General features: G+C 52.4%; 17 protein-coding genes. 14 read left to right on the top strand and 3 right to left on the bottom strand.

The window, feature by feature from the left end:
- Positions 1-156 precede the first annotated feature (156 nt).
- A protein-coding gene (locus tag H650_RS23525) for an IS3 family transposase (RefSeq protein ID WP_110093664.1) occupies positions 157-1,304 on the bottom strand; the annotation gives its coding sequence in 2 pieces (ribosomal slippage) (positions 157-1,067 and positions 1,067-1,304; 1,149 coding nt in all).
- A 182-nt stretch (positions 1,305-1,486) separates the two neighbouring features.
- Between H650_RS23525 and H650_RS23515 the strand changes: the two genes are divergently transcribed.
- Positions 1,487-2,221, top strand: a complete 735-nt coding sequence (locus H650_RS23515) for a protein kinase domain-containing protein (RefSeq protein WP_020457494.1) — start codon at positions 1,487-1,489, stop codon at positions 2,219-2,221.
- Positions 2,218-2,955 carry a PP2C family protein-serine/threonine phosphatase gene (locus H650_RS23510; RefSeq protein ID WP_020457493.1) on the top strand — a complete coding sequence of 246 codons (738 nt, stop codon included), beginning with the start codon at positions 2,218-2,220 and terminating at the stop codon, positions 2,953-2,955. Before H650_RS23515 ends, H650_RS23510 begins: the two co-directional genes overlap by 4 nt.
- A 124-nt stretch (positions 2,956-3,079) precedes the next feature.
- On the opposite strand, the gene icd is transcribed toward H650_RS23510, so the two are convergent.
- Positions 3,080-4,330 (bottom strand): NADP-dependent isocitrate dehydrogenase, encoded by a 1,251-nt coding sequence (gene icd, locus H650_RS23505; RefSeq protein WP_020457492.1) that lies wholly within the window; start codon positions 4,328-4,330, stop codon positions 3,080-3,082.
- Between the two features lie 185 nt (positions 4,331-4,515).
- Between icd and rluE the strand changes: the two genes are divergently transcribed.
- The 8 genes from rluE (at position 4,516) to H650_RS23465 (ending at position 12,435) form a co-directional block, all read left to right on the top strand.
- Complete coding sequence (gene rluE, locus H650_RS23500) at positions 4,516-5,163, top strand: 23S rRNA pseudouridine(2457) synthase RluE (RefSeq protein ID WP_044489834.1); 648 nt, start codon at positions 4,516-4,518, stop codon at positions 5,161-5,163.
- 14 nt (positions 5,164-5,177) lie between these two features.
- On the top strand, positions 5,178-5,636 hold the full coding sequence (locus H650_RS23495) for an NUDIX hydrolase (RefSeq protein WP_020457490.1): 459 nt from the start codon (positions 5,178-5,180) through the stop codon (positions 5,634-5,636).
- Between the two features lie 55 nt (positions 5,637-5,691).
- A complete protein-coding gene (gene mnmA, locus H650_RS23490) occupies positions 5,692-6,798 on the top strand; it encodes a tRNA 2-thiouridine(34) synthase MnmA (RefSeq protein WP_020457489.1) in 1,107 nt (368 codons plus the stop codon).
- 72 nt (positions 6,799-6,870) lie between these two features.
- Entirely contained in the window at positions 6,871-7,500 is a 630-nt protein-coding gene (gene hflD, locus H650_RS23485) for a high frequency lysogenization protein HflD (RefSeq protein WP_020457488.1), read from the top strand.
- Positions 7,501-7,519: 19 nt separating this feature from the next.
- Positions 7,520-8,890 carry an adenylosuccinate lyase gene (gene purB, locus H650_RS23480; protein WP_020457487.1) on the top strand — a complete coding sequence of 457 codons (1,371 nt, stop codon included), beginning with the start codon at positions 7,520-7,522 and terminating at the stop codon, positions 8,888-8,890.
- Between the two features lie 138 nt (positions 8,891-9,028).
- A complete protein-coding gene (gene phoP / locus H650_RS23475; RefSeq protein ID WP_017456462.1) occupies positions 9,029-9,703 on the top strand; it encodes a two-component system response regulator PhoP in 675 nt (224 codons plus the stop codon).
- Positions 9,700-11,163 (top strand): two-component system sensor histidine kinase PhoQ, encoded by a 1,464-nt coding sequence (gene phoQ / locus H650_RS23470; RefSeq protein ID WP_020457486.1) that lies wholly within the window; start codon positions 9,700-9,702, stop codon positions 11,161-11,163. The genes phoP and phoQ overlap by 4 nt, the downstream gene beginning before the upstream one ends.
- Positions 11,164-11,313: 150 nt before the next feature.
- Positions 11,314-12,435 (top strand): ribosomal protein uL16 3-hydroxylase, encoded by a 1,122-nt coding sequence (locus H650_RS23465; RefSeq protein WP_020457485.1) that lies wholly within the window; start codon positions 11,314-11,316, stop codon positions 12,433-12,435.
- A 48-nt stretch (positions 12,436-12,483) separates the two neighbouring features.
- On the opposite strand, the gene pepT is transcribed toward H650_RS23465, so the two are convergent.
- Positions 12,484-13,710 (bottom strand): peptidase T, encoded by a 1,227-nt coding sequence (pepT, locus tag H650_RS23460; protein ID WP_020457484.1) that lies wholly within the window; start codon positions 13,708-13,710, stop codon positions 12,484-12,486.
- A 290-nt stretch (positions 13,711-14,000) separates the two neighbouring features.
- Between pepT and potA the strand changes: the two genes are divergently transcribed.
- The 4 genes from potA (at position 14,001) to potD (ending at position 17,928) form a co-directional block, all read left to right on the top strand.
- A complete protein-coding gene (gene potA / locus H650_RS23455) occupies positions 14,001-15,119 on the top strand; it encodes a spermidine/putrescine ABC transporter ATP-binding protein PotA (RefSeq protein ID WP_020457483.1) in 1,119 nt (372 codons plus the stop codon).
- Positions 15,103-15,960, top strand: coding sequence for a spermidine/putrescine ABC transporter permease PotB (potB, locus tag H650_RS23450; protein ID WP_044489627.1), 858 nt, complete (start codon positions 15,103-15,105; stop codon positions 15,958-15,960). Before potA ends, potB begins: the two co-directional genes overlap by 17 nt.
- Entirely contained in the window at positions 15,957-16,754 is a 798-nt protein-coding gene (gene potC / locus H650_RS23445) for a spermidine/putrescine ABC transporter permease PotC (protein WP_020457481.1), read from the top strand. Before potB ends, potC begins: the two co-directional genes overlap by 4 nt.
- A gap of 127 nt (positions 16,755-16,881) precedes the next feature.
- Entirely contained in the window at positions 16,882-17,928 is a 1,047-nt protein-coding gene (gene potD, locus H650_RS23440; RefSeq protein WP_020457480.1) for a spermidine/putrescine ABC transporter substrate-binding protein PotD, read from the top strand.
- Position 17,929: the final 1 nt, after the last annotated feature.

Below are 17,929 nucleotides of genomic sequence, written 5' to 3'. Positions count from 1 at the left end.
ATTTCGGCAGCTTGTAAGCCAATAGCAGCGTACTCCCTCCGCCGCTGTGTAAAATAATAATCTATGTCACCAGGCCCGAAGTTTGGAGAGTTTGCTATATCCCTCAAGCTCTCTTTGGCTTTCGCGATGCCGACATTTTGAATCGCCACGGATAATCTAGACACTTCTGAGCCGTTGATAATACAGGTTTTCATATTCAGCCGGTGGCATCTGCTCGCTCGAACCATGCCGACGCTTACTGTTATAAAACATTTCGATGTAATCAAAAATATCGCTTCTGGCTTCGTCTCTCGTTCCGTAGATCCTTTTCTTAATCCGTTCGCGTTTCAGTAGCTGGAAAAAGCTTTCCGCAACCGCGTTGTCGTGGCAGTTACCGCGACGACTCATGCTGCCTTCCAGACCGTGTGATCTCAGGAACGACTGCCACTCATGGCTCGTGTACTGACTGCCCTGATCAGAGTGAACCAGTACCTGCTTTTGAGGATTACGCCTCCACACCGCCATAAGTAATGCGTTCAGGACAATCTCTTTTGTCATGCGGGGTTGCATTGACCAGCCGATAACTTTTCGGGAGAACAGGTCAACCACCACGGCCAGATACAGCCAGCCTTCGTGGGTTCGGATGTAGGTTATGTCCGTCACCCAACGCTCATCAGGTGAGTCCGGATTGAACTGCCGCTGGAGCCTGTTGGGTGTCACGATGCTGGCTTCGCCTTTACGTGCTCGTGGGCTACGGTACCCAACCTGAGCTTTTATTCCGGCACGCTTCATCAGCCGCCAGACCCGGTTCACTCCGCACTGCTGCCCGGTATCACGCAGATCGAGATGGATCTTGCGATAACCATAGACGCAGCCAGACTCAAGCCAGAACTGTTTGATCTGCCCGGTCAGCATCTGGTCTGTCTGGTGACGCTGCGAATGCGGCTGCTGAAGCCAGAAATAAAATCCACCCGGATGGACATCCAGAACCCGACAGAGCAAACGAACAGGCCAGCAACGGCTGTTGTCGCGGATAAAGGCGTACCTCAGTCGGACAGCTTTGCGAAGTACGCCGCGGCTTTTTTTAATATGTCCCGTTCGTCCGTAACCCGCTTCAACTCTTTCTGAAGATGGCGGATCTCGGCCTGAGCATCTGACTGTTCATTATGAGTGGAAGAATCCGGGCCGTACTTCTTTATCCAGGCGTAAAGACTGTGAGTGGTGATATCGAGACGTGTTGCAACACTGGAAACAGAATGACCACGATCAACAACCTGTTTGACTGCTTCAATTTTAAACTCTTCAGGATAACGCTTACCGCTCATGGGCACCTCTCTTTAAGTCATCTTAAATGACTCTGAGGTGTCTGTTAAACCCGTGGCGATTCACGTATCAATTAGCTCTAAATGTTGATTAAGTTCAATGAATTTTAACTTAAATGAGATAAATCCGGATGAGATGGGTATTTTGTTACTAAAAGGATTGATACCTACTTCGGAGGGTTTTAATGATTCCACATGGCAGTTACTTTATTGAGCCTCATAATGGGCTTGGGGAAGGTAGTTTCGGCAATGTCGAAAAAGTGACGATTAGAAATTTAAAGAAAGAGGATTGCGGTGACTTTGCAAGAAAAATTCTTGTAAACCATCATGCCGATCCATTGCTTGAAGCTCGTTTTCGTCGAGAAGTTATGTCGCAAGATGCCTGCTTGCATACAAATGTGGTGAGAATAGTATTGTGCAACTTAATATCTCAGCCTTTATGGTATGTAATGGAACTAGGGGAATGCACGTTAGACGATGAAATAAAAACTGGTGCATTACAGCAAACTGATAAAATAAAGATAGCACAAATGATTACCAGAGGTGTTGCACATATACACTCGAAAGGTTTTTTACATAGAGACATTAAACCTCAGAACATTTTAAAGTGTCCAGACGGTATATATAAAATTTCAGATTTTGGTTTGGCAAGGCATATGGATCCTGATGAGGCTAGCCAAATTTTAACGCAAGTTGGCCATTTTCCACGAACTCCTCGATACTTCGATCACAATGTAGTGATCAATGGTTATTCAAACCAATCTGATATCTTTTCTATAGGAATAGTACTTGAAGAGTTAAACATCGCAGGATTTGATGATATCGTTGCTAAATGTACTGATAGAAGACTGCAAAGACGATACTTAAATGCAGAGCAACTTCTAAATGATATTAATAAACATATGGAGCAGAGCAAATGATTGATATCGTTTCAGCTTCTTTTCTCACCATATCAAAAGAGCTAAACAAGCTTAATCAAGATACCATACTTCCACCAATAAAAATAAATGATGGTTATTTATTTGCCATTGCTGATGGCTTAGGAGGTTATACAGGAGGTAAAGAAGCTTCAGAAAAGGTTATTTCATTTTTATATGAAAACTCAAATAATTTAATTATTAGTAATTTCGAGCATCTTTTCACAGGTCTTAAAGAAGCTGTCAATGAATTAAGCATTCAAAATAGTGAACTTACAAATGCAGCAACAACATTAACCCTTTGTTATATTACAGATAGACATCTGAAAATCGCGCATGTAGGAGATTGTCGTTTATATGTCAAAAAAGACAATAAATTAAAACAACTGACAAAAGATCATACTCAGCATCAGATGCTTATTGATGAAGGTATCTTCAGCTCGCGACAACTAAAAAATGCCAAAGGAAAAAATTTACTAACAACGGCAATTTCTAAAACAATTGATTTAAATTACAGCATGATGAAAATACCATTAGAAGAACTTTATGATGACAATCAAAATTTGATTCTCATTTTAATGTCTGACGGGGCTCATCATTTTTGGGAAAAAAGGCCGCGGTTTTCTGTAAATACCTTGTCAGAACCTTCTAGATTCTGTTCAAGCCTAAAAAAGCGTATCGAGAATGGCCCTCCCATAGACGATTACTCAGTGATTGCCGTTAAGGTAACTACTTAGCTTGGCGGATTGCAACCACGATATTTTGATAACTTAGTTTGATAAAATTTTGATAACCGTTCAAAAGCTAATAATAAAAACGGGAACCATCCGGCTCCCGTTCTTGTTTAACCCAGAAACTGGATTACATGTTCGCGATAATCGCGTCGCCAAACTCTGAACATTTCAGCAGCTTAGCGCCTTCCATCAGACGTTCAAAATCGTAGGTCACGGTTTTGGCGTTAATCGCGCCGCTCATGCCTTTAACGATCAGGTCAGCCGCTTCAACCCAGCCCATGTGACGCAACATCATCTCTGCGGAAAGGATCACAGAACCCGGGTTCACTTTGTCCTGACCTGCGTACTTAGGCGCAGTGCCGTGAGTCGCTTCGAACAGCGCACACTCGTCGCCAATGTTCGCACCAGGAGCGATACCGATACCACCAACCTGCGCCGCCAGGGCATCGGAGATGTAGTCACCGTTCAGGTTCATACAAGCGATAACGTCATATTCTGCCGGGCGCAGCAGGATCTGTTGCAGGAACGCATCGGCAATCACATCTTTAATGATGATCTCTTTACCGGTTTTCGGGTTCTTGATTTTCTGCCACGGACCGCCATCGATCAGTTCGCCGCCGAACTCTTCGCGTGCCAACTGGTAACCCCAGTCTTTGAATGCGCCTTCGGTGAACTTCATGATGTTGCCTTTGTGCACCAGCGTTACAGAATCACGGTCGTTAGTGATTGCGTATTCAATCGCGGCGCGCACCAGGCGCTTGGTGCCTTCTTCGGAGCACGGTTTGATGCCGATACCGCAATGTTCCGGGAAGCGAATTTTCTTCACGCCCATCTCTTCACGCAGGAATTTGATCACTTTCTCTGCCTCGGCTGAGTCGGCTTTCCACTCGATACCCGCGTAAATATCTTCTGAGTTTTCACGGAAGATGACCATGTCGGTCAGTTCCGGATGTTTTACCGGGCTCGGCGTGCCATCGTAGTAACGTACCGGGCGCAGGCAGATGTACAGATCCAGTTCCTGGCGCAGCGCAACGTTCAGAGAACGGATGCCGCCGCCAACTGGCGTGGTCAGGGGGCCTTTAATCGCAACGCGATACTCACGAATCAGATCAAGTGTTTCAGGCGGCAGCCAGACGTCCTGGCCGTAAACATGGGTAGATTTCTCACCGGTATAAATTTCCATCCAGGAAATTTTACGCTCGCCCTTATAGGCTTTCTCCACAGCGGCATCCACCACTTTCAGCATCGCCGGGGTCACGTCCACGCCGATACCGTCACCTTCAATGAACGGGATAATCGGGTTATTCGGAACGTTGAGCTTGCCATTTTGCAGGGTGATCTTTTTACCTTCCGCCGGAACAACTACTTTGCTTTCCATTCACCTCTCCTTCGAGCGCTTCTGGTTGTTTGCTCGCTGACTTCATGCCGGGGCGCTCAGACTGCGTCCGCTCACCTGTTACGTGATTCACACAGAGCAAACCGTTTTTGTTAATGAATTGTAATGAGCCCGAACATACTAACCGATACTCAGGCTCCATGAAAGGCAATCGTGATTCAGCTATAATGCGGCAATTGATAACTACTGAAAATACCATGAACAAAACTTCTTTTAGAAATCACCGCCTTAAGCGATTCAGCTCACGACAAGCCACCAGGTCTGAACCACAAAACCAACCAAAACGCGTGATTCTGTTCAATAAACCCTACGATGTTTTGCCACAATTCACCGATGAAGCCGGACGCAGCACGCTGAAAGATTTTATTCCGGTACAGGGCGTTTACGCCGCAGGCCGCCTGGATCGCGACAGTGAAGGGCTGCTGGTGTTGACAAATGATGGCGCGCTACAGGCAAGCCTGACGCAACCGGGCAAACGTACCGGCAAAATCTATTACGTGCAGGTGGAAGGCGAACCGACACCGGCTGCAATTGAAGCGCTGCGTACAGGGGTAACGCTGAACGACGGCCCGACACTGCCTGCTGGCGTTGAGCGCGTAGAGGAGCCGGGCTGGCTGTGGCCGCGTAATCCCCCCATTCGCGAGCGCAAATCGATTCCTACCGCCTGGCTGAAAATCACCCTGTATGAGGGTCGTAACCGCCAGGTGCGGCGCATGACGGCGCATGTTGGCTTCCCTACCCTGCGCCTCATCCGCTACGCTATGGGAAACTACACGCTGGATAACCTCGCCACTGGCGAATGGCGTGACGCTTAACCAGGGAGGCTATGATGTTTAAACCCCATGTAACTGTCGCTTGCGTGGTACACGCGCAGGGTAAATTTCTGGTCGTCGAAGAAACTATTCGCGGCAAGGCACTGTGGAATCAGCCCGCCGGCCACCTCGAAGCCGATGAAACCCTGCTGCAAGCGGCAAAGCGTGAGCTGTGGGAAGAGACGGGTATTCACGCCGAACCGCAACACTTTATCCGGATGCACCAGTGGCTGGCGCCGGATCACACGCCGTTCCTGCGTTTTTTATTTGCCGTCGAGCTTAACGAAATGTGCGCCACTGAACCCCATGACAGCGATATCGATTGCTGCCACTGGGTCACCGCGGACGAGATCCTGAACGCGCGAAACCTGCGTTCGCCGCTGGTTGCGGAGAGCATTCGATGCTACCAGACCGGCCAGCGTCTGCCGCTGGAAACCATCGCAGAATTTAACTGGCCGTTTACAGGGGATGCCTGAGCCGCCAGCCCGTGCTAGAATACGCCGCCCTGAAGTTCTTAGTCGCGAGTATTCTATGTCTGATAGCCCAAAAAAAGTGATCGTCGGCATGTCCGGCGGTGTCGACTCTTCCGTTTCCGCTTACCTGTTGCAACAACAAGGTTACAAGGTGGAAGGCCTGTTCATGAAGAACTGGGAAGAGGATGACGGCGAGGAATACTGCACTGCAGCGGCGGATCTCGCCGACGCGCAGGCCGTTTGCGACAAGCTCGGCATTGAGCTTCACACTGTCAATTTCGCCGCAGAATACTGGGACAACGTGTTCGAGCATTTCCTGGCTGAATATAAAGCTGGACGTACGCCGAACCCGGATATTCTGTGCAACAAAGAGATTAAATTTAAAGCCTTCCTTGAGTTCGCCGCCGAAGATTTGGGCGCCGACTATATTGCCACCGGCCACTACGTGCGCCGCGCCGACGTCGACGGCAAAAGCCGTCTGCTGCGCGGTCTTGATGGCAATAAGGATCAGAGCTACTTCCTGTATACGCTCGGTCACGAGCAGATCGCGCAGAGCCTGTTCCCGGTTGGCGAACTTGAAAAGCCGCAGGTGCGTAAAATCGCCGAAGAGCTGGGGTTGATTACAGCGAAGAAAAAAGACTCGACCGGTATCTGCTTTATTGGCGAGCGTAAATTCCGCGAATTCCTTGGCCGCTATCTGCCCGCCCAGCCGGGTAAAATCCTTACCGTCGACGGGGAAGAGATCGGCGAGCACCAGGGTTTGATGTATCACACGCTCGGCCAGCGTAAAGGGCTGGGCATCGGCGGCACTAAAGAAGGCAGCGAAGAGCCGTGGTACGTGGTCGATAAAGATGTTGAGAACAACATTCTGATTGTCGCCCAGGGTCATGAACACCCGCGTCTGATGTCTGTCGGGCTGATCGCTCAACAACTGCACTGGGTCGATCGCGAGCCGCTGAAAGGTACGCTGCGCTGCACGGTAAAAACACGTTATCGCCAGGAAGATATTCCCTGCACGGTTACCGCGCTGGATGATGATCGCATTGATGTCCGCTTCGATGCACCGGTTGCCGCCGTTACACCGGGGCAATCTGCGGTGTTCTACCTGGGCGAAGTGTGCCTCGGCGGCGGTATTATTGAGCAGCGCCTGCCGCTGCCCCTTTAAAAGACCTTTTGCACAACCGGACTGGCCAACGCCCGCAGCAGTGATGTCTGGCGGGCAGATAAAGGAGTGAGTGTGGCGAAGAACTATTACGATATTACCCTGGCGCTGGCGGGAATTTGCCAGTCGGCTCGTCTGGTGCAGCAACTGGCGCACCAGGGACACTGCGACGCAGATGCGCTGCATGTCTCGTTAAATAGCGTAATCGACCTGAACCCGGACTCCACCTTAGGCGTCTTTGGCGGCAGCGAAACCAACCTGCGTACCGGGCTGGAAACGCTGCTCGGCGTGCTGAACGCCAGCAACCGCCAGGGGCTGAACGGTGAGCTGACCCGTTACACGCTCAGTATGATGGTGCTGGAACGCAAGCTCGCCGCCAGCAAAGGCGCGATGGAGACGCTCGGTAACCGCATCGCCGGTTTGCAGCGCCAGTTAGAGCATTTTGACCTGCAGTCAGAAACGCTGCTGAGCGCAATGGCCGCCATCTATGTAGACGTTATCAGCCCGCTGGGACCGCGTATTCAGGTCACCGGCTCGCCTGCCGTGCTGCAAAGCCCGCAGGTGCAGGCGAAAGTCCGCGCCACCTTGCTGGCCGGTATCCGCGCTGCGGTGCTGTGGCACCAGGTTGGCGGCGGTCGTCTACAGTTAATGTTTTCCCGAAATCGCCTGTCGACGCAGGCCAAACAAATTCTCGCTCATTGTTAACCTCCCGGAGTTGTGACTTATGGAATTATCCTCCCTGACCGCCGTTTCCCCTGTCGATGGACGTTACGGCGATAAAGTCAGCGCACTGCGTGGCATCTTCAGCGAATTCGGTTTGCTGAAATTTCGCGTTCAGGTTGAAGTACGCTGGCTGCAAAAACTGGCGACCCACGCGGCGATCAAGGAAGTTCCTGCTTTTGCTGCCGACGCAAACGGTTACCTCGATAAAATCGTTGAAGACTTCAACGAAGAAGACGCCGCGCGCATCAAAACCATCGAACGCACCACCAACCATGACGTGAAAGCGGTGGAGTATTTCCTGAAAGAGAAAGTGGCAGGGATCCCGGCGCTGCACGCCGTTTCTGAATTTATCCACTTCGCTTGTACCTCAGAAGACATCAACAACCTGTCTCACGCGCTGATGCTGAAAACCGCGCGCGACGAAGTGATCCTGCCGTACTGGCGCAAGATCATCGAGGCGGTAAAAGATCTGGCCGTTCAGTACCGCGATATCCCGCTGCTTTCCCGTACTCACGGCCAGCCGGCAACGCCGTCGACGCTGGGTAAAGAGATGGCGAACGTGGCTTACCGCATGGAGCGCCAGTTCCGCCAGCTTAACCAGGTGGAAATTCTGGGCAAAATCAACGGTGCGGTCGGCAACTATAACGCCCATATCGCCGCTTACCCGGAAGTGGACTGGCATCAGTTCAGCGAAGAGTTTGTCACCTCGCTGGGTATTCAGTGGAACCCGTACACCACGCAGATTGAGCCGCATGACTATATTGCCGAGCTGTTTGACTGCATGGCGCGTTTCAACACGATCCTCATCGATTTCGACCGTGATATCTGGGGTTACATTGCGCTGAACCACTTCAAGCAGAAAACCATCGCCGGTGAAATTGGCTCTTCAACCATGCCGCACAAAGTTAACCCGATTGACTTTGAAAACTCAGAAGGCAACCTTGGGCTGTCCAACGCCGTGTTGCAGCACCTGGCCAGCAAACTGCCGGTTTCCCGCTGGCAGCGCGATCTGACCGACTCCACGGTGCTGCGTAACCTGGGCGTTGGTGTGGGTTATGCATTGATTGCCTACCAGTCAACGCTGAAAGGCGTGAGCAAACTGGAAGTGAACCGCGACCGCCTGCTTGATGAGCTGGATCATAACTGGGAAGTGCTGGCCGAGCCGATCCAGACCGTCATGCGCCGCTACGGAATCGAAAAACCGTACGAAAAACTGAAAGAGCTGACCCGCGGTAAACGCGTTGATGCCGAAGGCATGAAGCAGTTTATCGATAGCCTGGCGCTGCCGGAAAACGAAAAAGAGCGCCTGAAAGCGATGACCCCGGCCAATTATATTGGTCGTGCCATCACTATGGTTGATGAATTGAAATAATCCCCCGCCGTTGCTGTTAGCCCTCTTTCCGCCGCGAAAGAGGGTTTCTTTCTCCCCCGGTTTAAGAAATGTTTATCCCCTGCGCACCACAATCAGCGTTAAACTATTTATATCAAAAATATATGGAGAGTTCTGACGATGCGCGTACTCGTTGTGGAAGATAATGCTCTGTTGCGTCACCATTTAAAGGTTCAGTTGCAGGAGTTAGGACATCAGGTCGACGCCGCAGAAGATGCAAAGGAAGCGGATTACTTTCTTAACGAACATCTGCCGGACATCGCCATTGTCGATCTCGGTCTGCCGGATGAAGACGGTCTGTCGCTGATCCGCCGCTGGCGCAGCCATGACGTCACGCTGCCGGTGCTGGTGCTTACCGCGCGTGAAGGCTGGCAGGATAAAGTGGAAGTGCTGAGCGCCGGTGCAGATGACTATGTCACCAAACCGTTCCACATCGAAGAAGTGGTCGCGCGTATCCAGGCGCTGATGCGCCGCAACAGCGGCCTCGCGTCTCAGTTGATCTCCATGCCGCCGTTCCAGGTCGATCTCTCCCGTCGCGAACTCTCTATTAATGACGACGTGGTAAAACTCACCGCTTTTGAATACACCATTATGGAAACGCTTATCCGCAACAGCGGCAAAGTGGTCAGCAAAGATTCGCTGATGCTGCAGCTTTACCCCGACGCTGAACTGCGCGAGAGCCACACAATCGACGTTTTGATGGGGCGGTTACGTAAGAAAATCCAGACGCTCTATCCTGACGACGTTATCACTACCGTGCGCGGCCAGGGCTACCTGTTCGAACTGCCGAAATGAGACGCCTGCTGCGGCATTTTCTGCCGCTCTCTCTGCGGGTTCGTTTTTTACTCGCCACAGCCGCCGTTGTGATGGTGCTTTCTCTGGCCTACGGTATGGTGGCACTGGTGGGTTATAGTGTCAGCTTTGACAAAACGACCTTCCGCCTGCTGCGCGGCGAGAGCAACCTGTTTTATACCCTGGCGCACTGGGATAACAATAAACTCAGTGTGGATCTGCCTGACACCCTCAATTTGCAAAGCCCGACCGTGGCGCTGATTTACGATCAGCAGGGGAATCTTATCTGGTCGCAGAAAGACGTACCGTGGCTGCAAAATCTGATCGAGCCGGACTGGCTTACCGCTAACGGCTTTCATGAGATAGAAGCCGATGTCGATAACAGTAGTACGCTGGTTGATGACGATCACTCGATTGCCCAGAAGCTGAAAGAGATCCGCGAAGATGACAGCAGCTCAGAGATGACGCACTCGGTGGCGGTGAATATCTACCCGGCAACGGCGCACATGCCGCAGTTAACCATTGTGGTGGTCGATACCATCCCCATTGAGCTTAAACGCTCTTATATGGTGTGGAGCTGGTTCGTTTACGTGCTCGCCGCCAACCTGCTGTTAGTGGTGCCGCTGTTATGGCTGGCGGCGTGGTGGAGCTTGCGGCCGATTGAAGATCTGGCGCGCGAAGTGCGCGAGCTGGAAGAGCACCATCGCGAACAGCTCAACCCGGAAACCACCCGCGAGCTCACCAGTCTGGTGAGCAACCTCAATCGGTTGTTAAAAAGTGAACGCGAGCGGTACGACAAATACCGCACCACCCTCACCGATCTGACGCACAGCCTGAAAACGCCGTTAGCGGTGCTGCAAAGTACCCTGCGATCGCTGCGCGGCGAGAAAATGACCGTCAGCGATGCTGAGCCAGTGATGCTGGAGCAAATCAGCCGGATATCCCAGCAAATTGGCTACTACCTGCACCGGGCAACCATGCGCGGTTCCAGCGGTTTGCTCAGCCGTGAACTGCACCCGGTCGCGCCCCTGCTCGACAGCCTGACCTCGGCGCTGAATAAAGTGTATCAGCGCAAAGGCGTCAATATTACGCTCGATATTTCACCGGAAATCAGTTTTGTCGGCGAGAAAAACGATTTTATGGAAGTAATGGGCAACGTGCTGGATAACGCCTGCAAATACTGTCTGGAGTTTGTCGAAGTTTCTGCCCGGCAGACCGACGATACGCTGCATATTCTGGTGGAAGATGACGGGCCGGGAATTCCTGCGGCGAAACGCGAGATGGTGTTTGATCGCGGGCAGCGCGCCGACACGTTACGCCCCGGCCAGGGCGTCGGGCTTGCGGTGGCGCGAGAAATTGTTGATCAGTACGAAGGGCAGATCCTGACCGGTGAAAGCCTGCTCGGTGGCGCAAAAATGGAGGTAATTTTTGGCCGTCAGCAGACGATAACGGCCAACGATTGATCTTCCACCGTAACAACGCGGGCAAAAAGAACAAAAAGGAGCCGTTACGGCTCCTTTTTACTTTTATGTCACATTGTTACGCAGACAAAATGACATATCAGCATTACTATGATCCTTTATTCAGCCACTGATTATTTGCCGGAAACGCATATGGAATATCACGTAGAGATAAACTGGCCAGACTTTATTCAACGCTACTGGCAAAAACGCCCGGTAGTGCTGAAGCGTGGCATTAAGAATTTCGTCGACCCGATAAGCCCCGATGAGCTGGCAGGGCTGGCAATGGAAAATGAAGTGGACAGCCGGCTGGTTAGCCACCTTGATGGCAAATGGCAGGTCGGGCACGGCCCTTTTGAAAGTTACGATCACCTGGGTGAGAGCAACTGGTCGCTGCTGGTGCAGGCGGTAAACCACTGGCATCAGCCGGCCGCCGCGTTGATGCGCCCGTTCCGGGTTCTGCCCGACTGGCGCACAGACGATCTGATGATTTCATTCTCCGTGCCCGGCGGCGGTGTTGGCCCGCATCTCGATCAGTATGATGTGTTTATCATTCAGGGAACCGGCCGTCGTCGCTGGCGTGTCGGCGAGAAAACGCCGCTCAAGCAGCACTGCCCGCATCCGGATCTGCTTCAGGTCGATCCGTTCGAGGCGATTATTGATGAAGAGATGGAGCCGGGCGATATTCTCTATATTCCGCCAGGATTTCCGCACGAAGGCTATTCGCTGGAAAACTCACTGAACTACTCGGTAGGTTTCCGTGCGCCAAGCGGTCGCGAGCTGATTAGCGGCTTCGCCGATTATGTTCTGCAACGCGAGCTGGGCAGCCAGCGTTACAGCGATCCCGACGTGCAGCTGCGCGACCATCCGGCAGATATTTTGCCGCACGAACTGGATAAACTGCGCGAAATGATGCTTGAGCTGATTAATCAACCGGAGCAGTTCAGGGAGTGGATGGGCGAATTTATCTCCCAGTCACGACACGAACTGGATGTTGCGCCGCCAGAGCCGCCTTATCAACCGGATGAGATCTATGATGCGCTGCAACAAGGCGACAAACTGGTGCGCCTTGGCGGCCTGCGCGTGTTGCGAATCGGGGAAGATGTGTTCGCCAACGGCGAGCGGATCAACTCTCCACATCGCCCGGCGCTGGAGGCACTCGCCAGCCATATCGTGCTGACGGGAGATCTGCTCGGCGATGCGCTGGAAGATCCCTCGTTCCTCGCCATGCTTGCGGCGCTGGTTAACAGCGGTTACTGGTTCTTTGAAGATTAATGCCTGAGGTTGCCCGGCGGTGCTTGCCACCGGGCAATAGAAGAAGGTTTACTCAGCTTTGGCGGTCAGTTCGGCGATGCGTACAATCACCTGCACCGCTTTCTCCATCCCTTCCAGCGTCACAAACTCATGTTTACCGTGGTAGTTATAACCGCCGGTAAACAGGTTCGGACACGGTAATCCCATAAACGAGAGCTGCGCCCCGTCAGTGCCGCCGCGGATCGGTTTCAGATCCGGCTCAATATCGCAGTCGCGCATGGCCTGTTGCGCCACGTCCAGAATGTGCGGAAACTCGACCACTTTCTCGTGCATATTGTAGTAGCTGTCTTCAATCACCAGTTCGATATAGCAGTCCGGGTGCAGACCCTTGCCGACTTTTTTGGCGATCTCCATCATCTTACGTTTACGCGCTTCGAAGTTTTTGCGGTCAAAATCGCGGATGATGTAGTGCATGTCGGCGCGATCGACAGAGCCTTTAATGCTGGTGAGATGATAAAACCCTTCGTAGCCCTCGGTCTGTTCCGGACTCTCCTCTTCCGGCACCAGCGCGTGAATTTTGCTGGCGAGCGTCAAGGCGTTAACCATCACCCCTTTCGCCGTGCCGGGATGCACGTTGTTGCCAACAATTTTTATGTTCACCGACGCCGCGTTGAAGTTCTCAAATTCCAGCTCGCCCACGCCGCCGCCATCAACGGTATAGGCCCATTTCGCGCCGAATTTCTCCACGTCGAAATGCTTCGCCCCTTTGCCCACTTCTTCATCCGGCGTGAACGCGACGCAAATATCGCCATGCGGAATATTTTTCTTTTTCAGTACCGCCAGCGCGGTCATGATTTCGGCGACGCCGGCTTTATCATCCGCGCCAAGCAGCGTTTTGCCGTCGGTGGTGATCAGCGTCTGGCCCAACATCTGGTGCAACACCGGGAACATCACCGGCGAGAGGATCTCATCGCCAATGCCCAGCGCAATATCGCCGCCGCGATAGTTTTCAACAATTTGCGGGTTAACATTTTTGCCGCTGTAATCCGGCGAGGTGTCGACATGAGAAATAAAACCAATGGCCGGAACCGGCGTTTGCACATTCGACGGCAGTTTCGCCATCACCGTGCCTTTGTCGCTTAATGTCACATTTTCCAGCCCCATCTCTTCCAGCTGGTTCTGAAGTAAACGCAGGAGCTTCCATTGGCCGTCTGTGCTTGGCACCTGGCGGACGCCGGGCTTAGATTGAGTATCCAGAGAAACGTACTGCAAAAAACGCTCTAATAATTTGTCCATGAAGCCCCCCTACAAAATGTCACAACATTATCAGTAAGCGCGAAAAGACAAATATTGCGTCAGGTCACTTTTACCCCGTAAACGGCAATATTTTCAAAATTGCGCGCGGCGTAGTCAGTATTGTTGAGAACATGCGGTGTTGCGCGGTCAAAGGAGAACAACAATTGGCGATTTCATGGGTTTGCCGTAGAATGCCAGCCCTAAAATCGTGCACAACCCTGAAGGTGGTTCATCACAAACCCCGCATCGGATATCACTTTTGATGCGCAAACACGGGACAGAGTAAATAATTGAACACACAATCGCGTTCGCGTTCACCGCTGGTGCAACTGGCTGGTATTCGCAAAAGCTTTGATGGCAAAAATGTCATTTCTGATTTTAATCTCACCATCAATAACGGCGAATTTCTGACGCTGCTTGGCCCTTCGGGCTGCGGTAAAACGACGGTTCTTCGCCTGATCGCTGGGCTCGAAAGCGTTGATGTCGGCCATATCCATCTTGATGCCCAGGATATCACCCACGTTCCGGCAGAACACCGCCATGTGAATACCGTCTTTCAAAGTTACGCCCTCTTCCCGCATATGACCGTGTTCGAAAACGTGGCATTTGGCCTGCGGATGCAAAAAACTCCGGCGCAAGAAATTACCCCGCGCGTCACCGAAGCGCTGCGTATGGTGCAGCTTGACGAGTTCGCCCAGCGTAAACCGCACCAGCTCTCCGGCGGCCAGCAACAGCGTGTCGCCATTGCCCGCGCGGTAGTGAATAAACCGCGTTTACTGCTGCTGGATGAGTCCCTCTCCGCGCTTGACTATAAGCTGCGCAAGCAGATGCAGAACGAACTGAAAGCGTTGCAGCGCAAGCTCGGTATCACGTTTGTCTTTGTGACCCACGATCAGGAAGAAGCGCTGACCATGTCAGATCGCATCGTGGTGATGCGCGACGGGCGCATCGAGCAGGACGGCACGCCGCGCGAAATTTATGAAGAGCCGAAAAACCTGTTTGTCGCCAGCTTTATTGGTGAAATCAATATTTTCAGCGCCACGGTGATTGAGCGTCTGGACGACAGCCGCGTGCGGGCAAACGTCGAAGGTCGCGAGTGCAATATCCATGTCAACTTCGCGGTGGAAAAAGGCCAGCAGCTGAACGTGCTGCTTCGCCCGGAAGATCTGCGCGTCGAAGAGATCCATGATATTGCCGAAACCGAAGGGCTGATTGGCTACGTGCGCGAACGTAACTATAAAGGGATGACGCTGGAATCGATGGTCGAGCTGGAAAACGGCAAAATGGTGATGGTCAGCGAGTTCTTTAATGAAGACGACCCGGATTTTGACCATTCGCTGGACCAGAAAATGGCCATCAACTGGGTAGAGAGCTGGGAGGTCGTGCTGGCTGATGAAGAGTACAAGTAAATTCCAGAAGGGCGTGATCGCGACCATCGTCGGTTGGCTTGTACTGTTTGTTTTTCTGCCCAACCTGATGATCATCGCCACCAGCTTTTTGACCCGCGACGACGCTAACTTCGTCAAACTGGTCTTTACGCTGGACAACTACACCAGGCTGTTGGATCCGCTCTATTTCGACGTGCTGCTGCATTCGCTCAACATGGCGTTTATCGCCACGCTGATGTGTCTGGCGCTGGGTTATCCGTTTGCCTGGTTCCTGGCGAAACTGCCCGCCAAGGTGCGTCCGTTACTGCTGTTCTTGCTGATTGTCCCCTTCTGGACCAATTCGCTTATCCGCATTTATGGGCTGAAAATTTTCCTCAGCACGAAAGGGTATCTTAACGAGTTCCTGTTATGGCTGGGCGTTATCGATACGCCGCTGCGTATTATGTTTACCCCCGGCGCGGTGATTATCGGGCTGGTCTACATTCTGCTGCCGTTTATGGTAATGCCGCTCTACTCCAGTATTGAAAAACTCGATAAACCGCTGCTGGAAGCGGCAAAAGATCTCGGTGCCAGCAAGTTGCAAACCTTTATGCGCATCATTATTCCGCTGACGATGCCGGGGATTGTCGCCGGCTGTTTGCTGGTGATGCTGCCGGCCATGGGGCTGTTCTACGTCTCGGATTTGATGGGTGGCGCAAAAAACCTGCTGGTCGGCAACGTGATTAAGAGCCAGTTTCTGAACATCCGCGACTGGCCGTTTGGGTCGGCAACCAGCATCACACTGACCATCGTGATGGGGCTGATGTTGCTGGTTTACTGGCGCGCCGCGCGATTGCTGAATAAAAAGGTGGAGCTCGAATGATCGGTCGACTGCTGCGCGGCGGTTTTATGACCGCGATTTACGCTTACCTTTATATCCCGATCATTATTTTGATCGTCAACTCCTTTAACAGCTCGCGCTTTGGCATCAACTGGCAGGGCTTCTCCACCCAGTGGTACAGCCTGTTGATGAATAACGACAGCCTGCTGCAGGCGGCGCAGCACTCGCTGACGATGGCGGTGCTGTCGGCAACGTTCGCGACGTTAATTGGCTCGCTGACTGCCGTGGCGCTTTACCGCTACCGTTTTCGCGGCAAACCATTTGTCAGCGGCATGCTGTTTGTGGTGATGATGTCGCCGGATATCGTAATGGCAATTTCCCTGCTGGTGCTGTTTATGCTGCTCGGCGTACACCTGGGTTTCTGGTCGCTGCTGTTTTCGCATATCACCTTCTGCCTGCCGTTTGTGGTGGTCACGGTGTTCTCGCGGCTGAAAGGGTTTGATGTGCGGATGCTGGAAGCGGCCAAAGATCTGGGTGCCAGCGAGATGACCATCCTGCGCAAAATCATCCTGCCGCTGGCGATGCCTGCTGTCGCCGCAGGCTGGCTGCTGAGCTTTACCCTGTCGATGGATGACGTTGTGGTTTCCTCTTTCGTCACCGGGCCAGGATATGAAATTCTGCCGTTGAAGATCTACTCAATGGTCAAAGTCGGCGTATCGCCGGAAGTGAACGCGCTGGCGACGATCCTGCTGGTGCTGTCGCTGGTACTGGTGATTGCCAGCCAGTTGATTGCGCGTGATACGACGAAAACAAAAAGCCTGCCTCGCCAGGCGTAATGGATGCAGCCAGTTCGGGCGGACAGCACACAGAAGCCGCAGAACGTTAGGCGTTCGGGCACTGTCCGGACCCGAAATGGCAAATAAAATAGCCTGCAAGACAGGCTCTAACTCAGGGGACGTTTGAATGAAAAAATGGTCACGCCACCTGCTCGCGGCGGGCGCACTTGCCCTCGGCATGAGCGCCGCACACGCTGACGACAACAAAACACTCTACTTCTATAACTGGACCGAGTATGTGCCGCCGGGCCTGCTGGAGCAGTTCACCAAAGAGACCGGCATCAAGGTTATCTATTCGACGTATGAATCGAATGAAACAATGTACGCCAAGCTCAAAACCTATAAAGAAGGCGCGTACGACCTGGTCGTCCCGTCGACCTACTTCGTGGACAAAATGCGCAAAGAGGGCATGATCCAGAAGATCGACAAAACGAAGCTGACTAACTTCCACAATCTCGATCCCGAGATGCTTAACAAGCCGTTCGACCCGAATAACGATTACTCCATTCCGTACATTTGGGGCGCGACGGCGATCGGCGTCAATACTGACGCCATCGATGCGAAAACCATTACCAGTTGGGCAGATCTGTGGAAATCGGAATACAAAAGCAGCCTGCTGTTAACTGATGATGCGCGCGAAGTGTTCCAGATGGCGCTGCGCAAACTTGGTTATTCCGGCAATACCACCGATGTGAAAGAGATTGAAGCGGCTTATAAAGAGCTGCAAAAACTGATGCCAAACGTGGCGGCGTTCAACTCCGATAACCCGGCGAACCCGTATATGGAAGGCGAAGTGAATCTCGGGATGGTGTGGAATGGCTCCGCCTGGGTTGCGCGCCAGGCGGGAACGCCGCTGGAGGTCGTGTGGCCGAAAGAAGGCGGTATTTTCTGGATGGACAGCTTATCGATTCCCGCAAACGCGAAAAACGTCGACGGTGCGCTGAAATTGATTAACTTCCTGCTGCGCCCGGAAATCGCCAAACAGGTCGCGGAAACCATCGGTTACCCGACGCCAAACCTGGCGGCGCGTAAGCTGCTCAAACCTGAAGTGGCAAACGATAAATCCCTCTATCCGGATGCCGAAACCATCCAGAAAGGTGAATGGCAAAACGATGTCGGCAGCACCAGCGCCATTTATGAAGAGTACTACCAGAAGTTAAAAGCGGGCCGTTAAC

This window comes from Enterobacter sp. R4-368 (assembly GCF_000410515.1).
GTDB lineage: Bacteria > Pseudomonadota > Gammaproteobacteria > Enterobacterales > Enterobacteriaceae > Kosakonia.
Note: the sequence above shows the minus strand (reverse complement) of the source record. Positions and strands in the feature narration are given on the sequence as shown.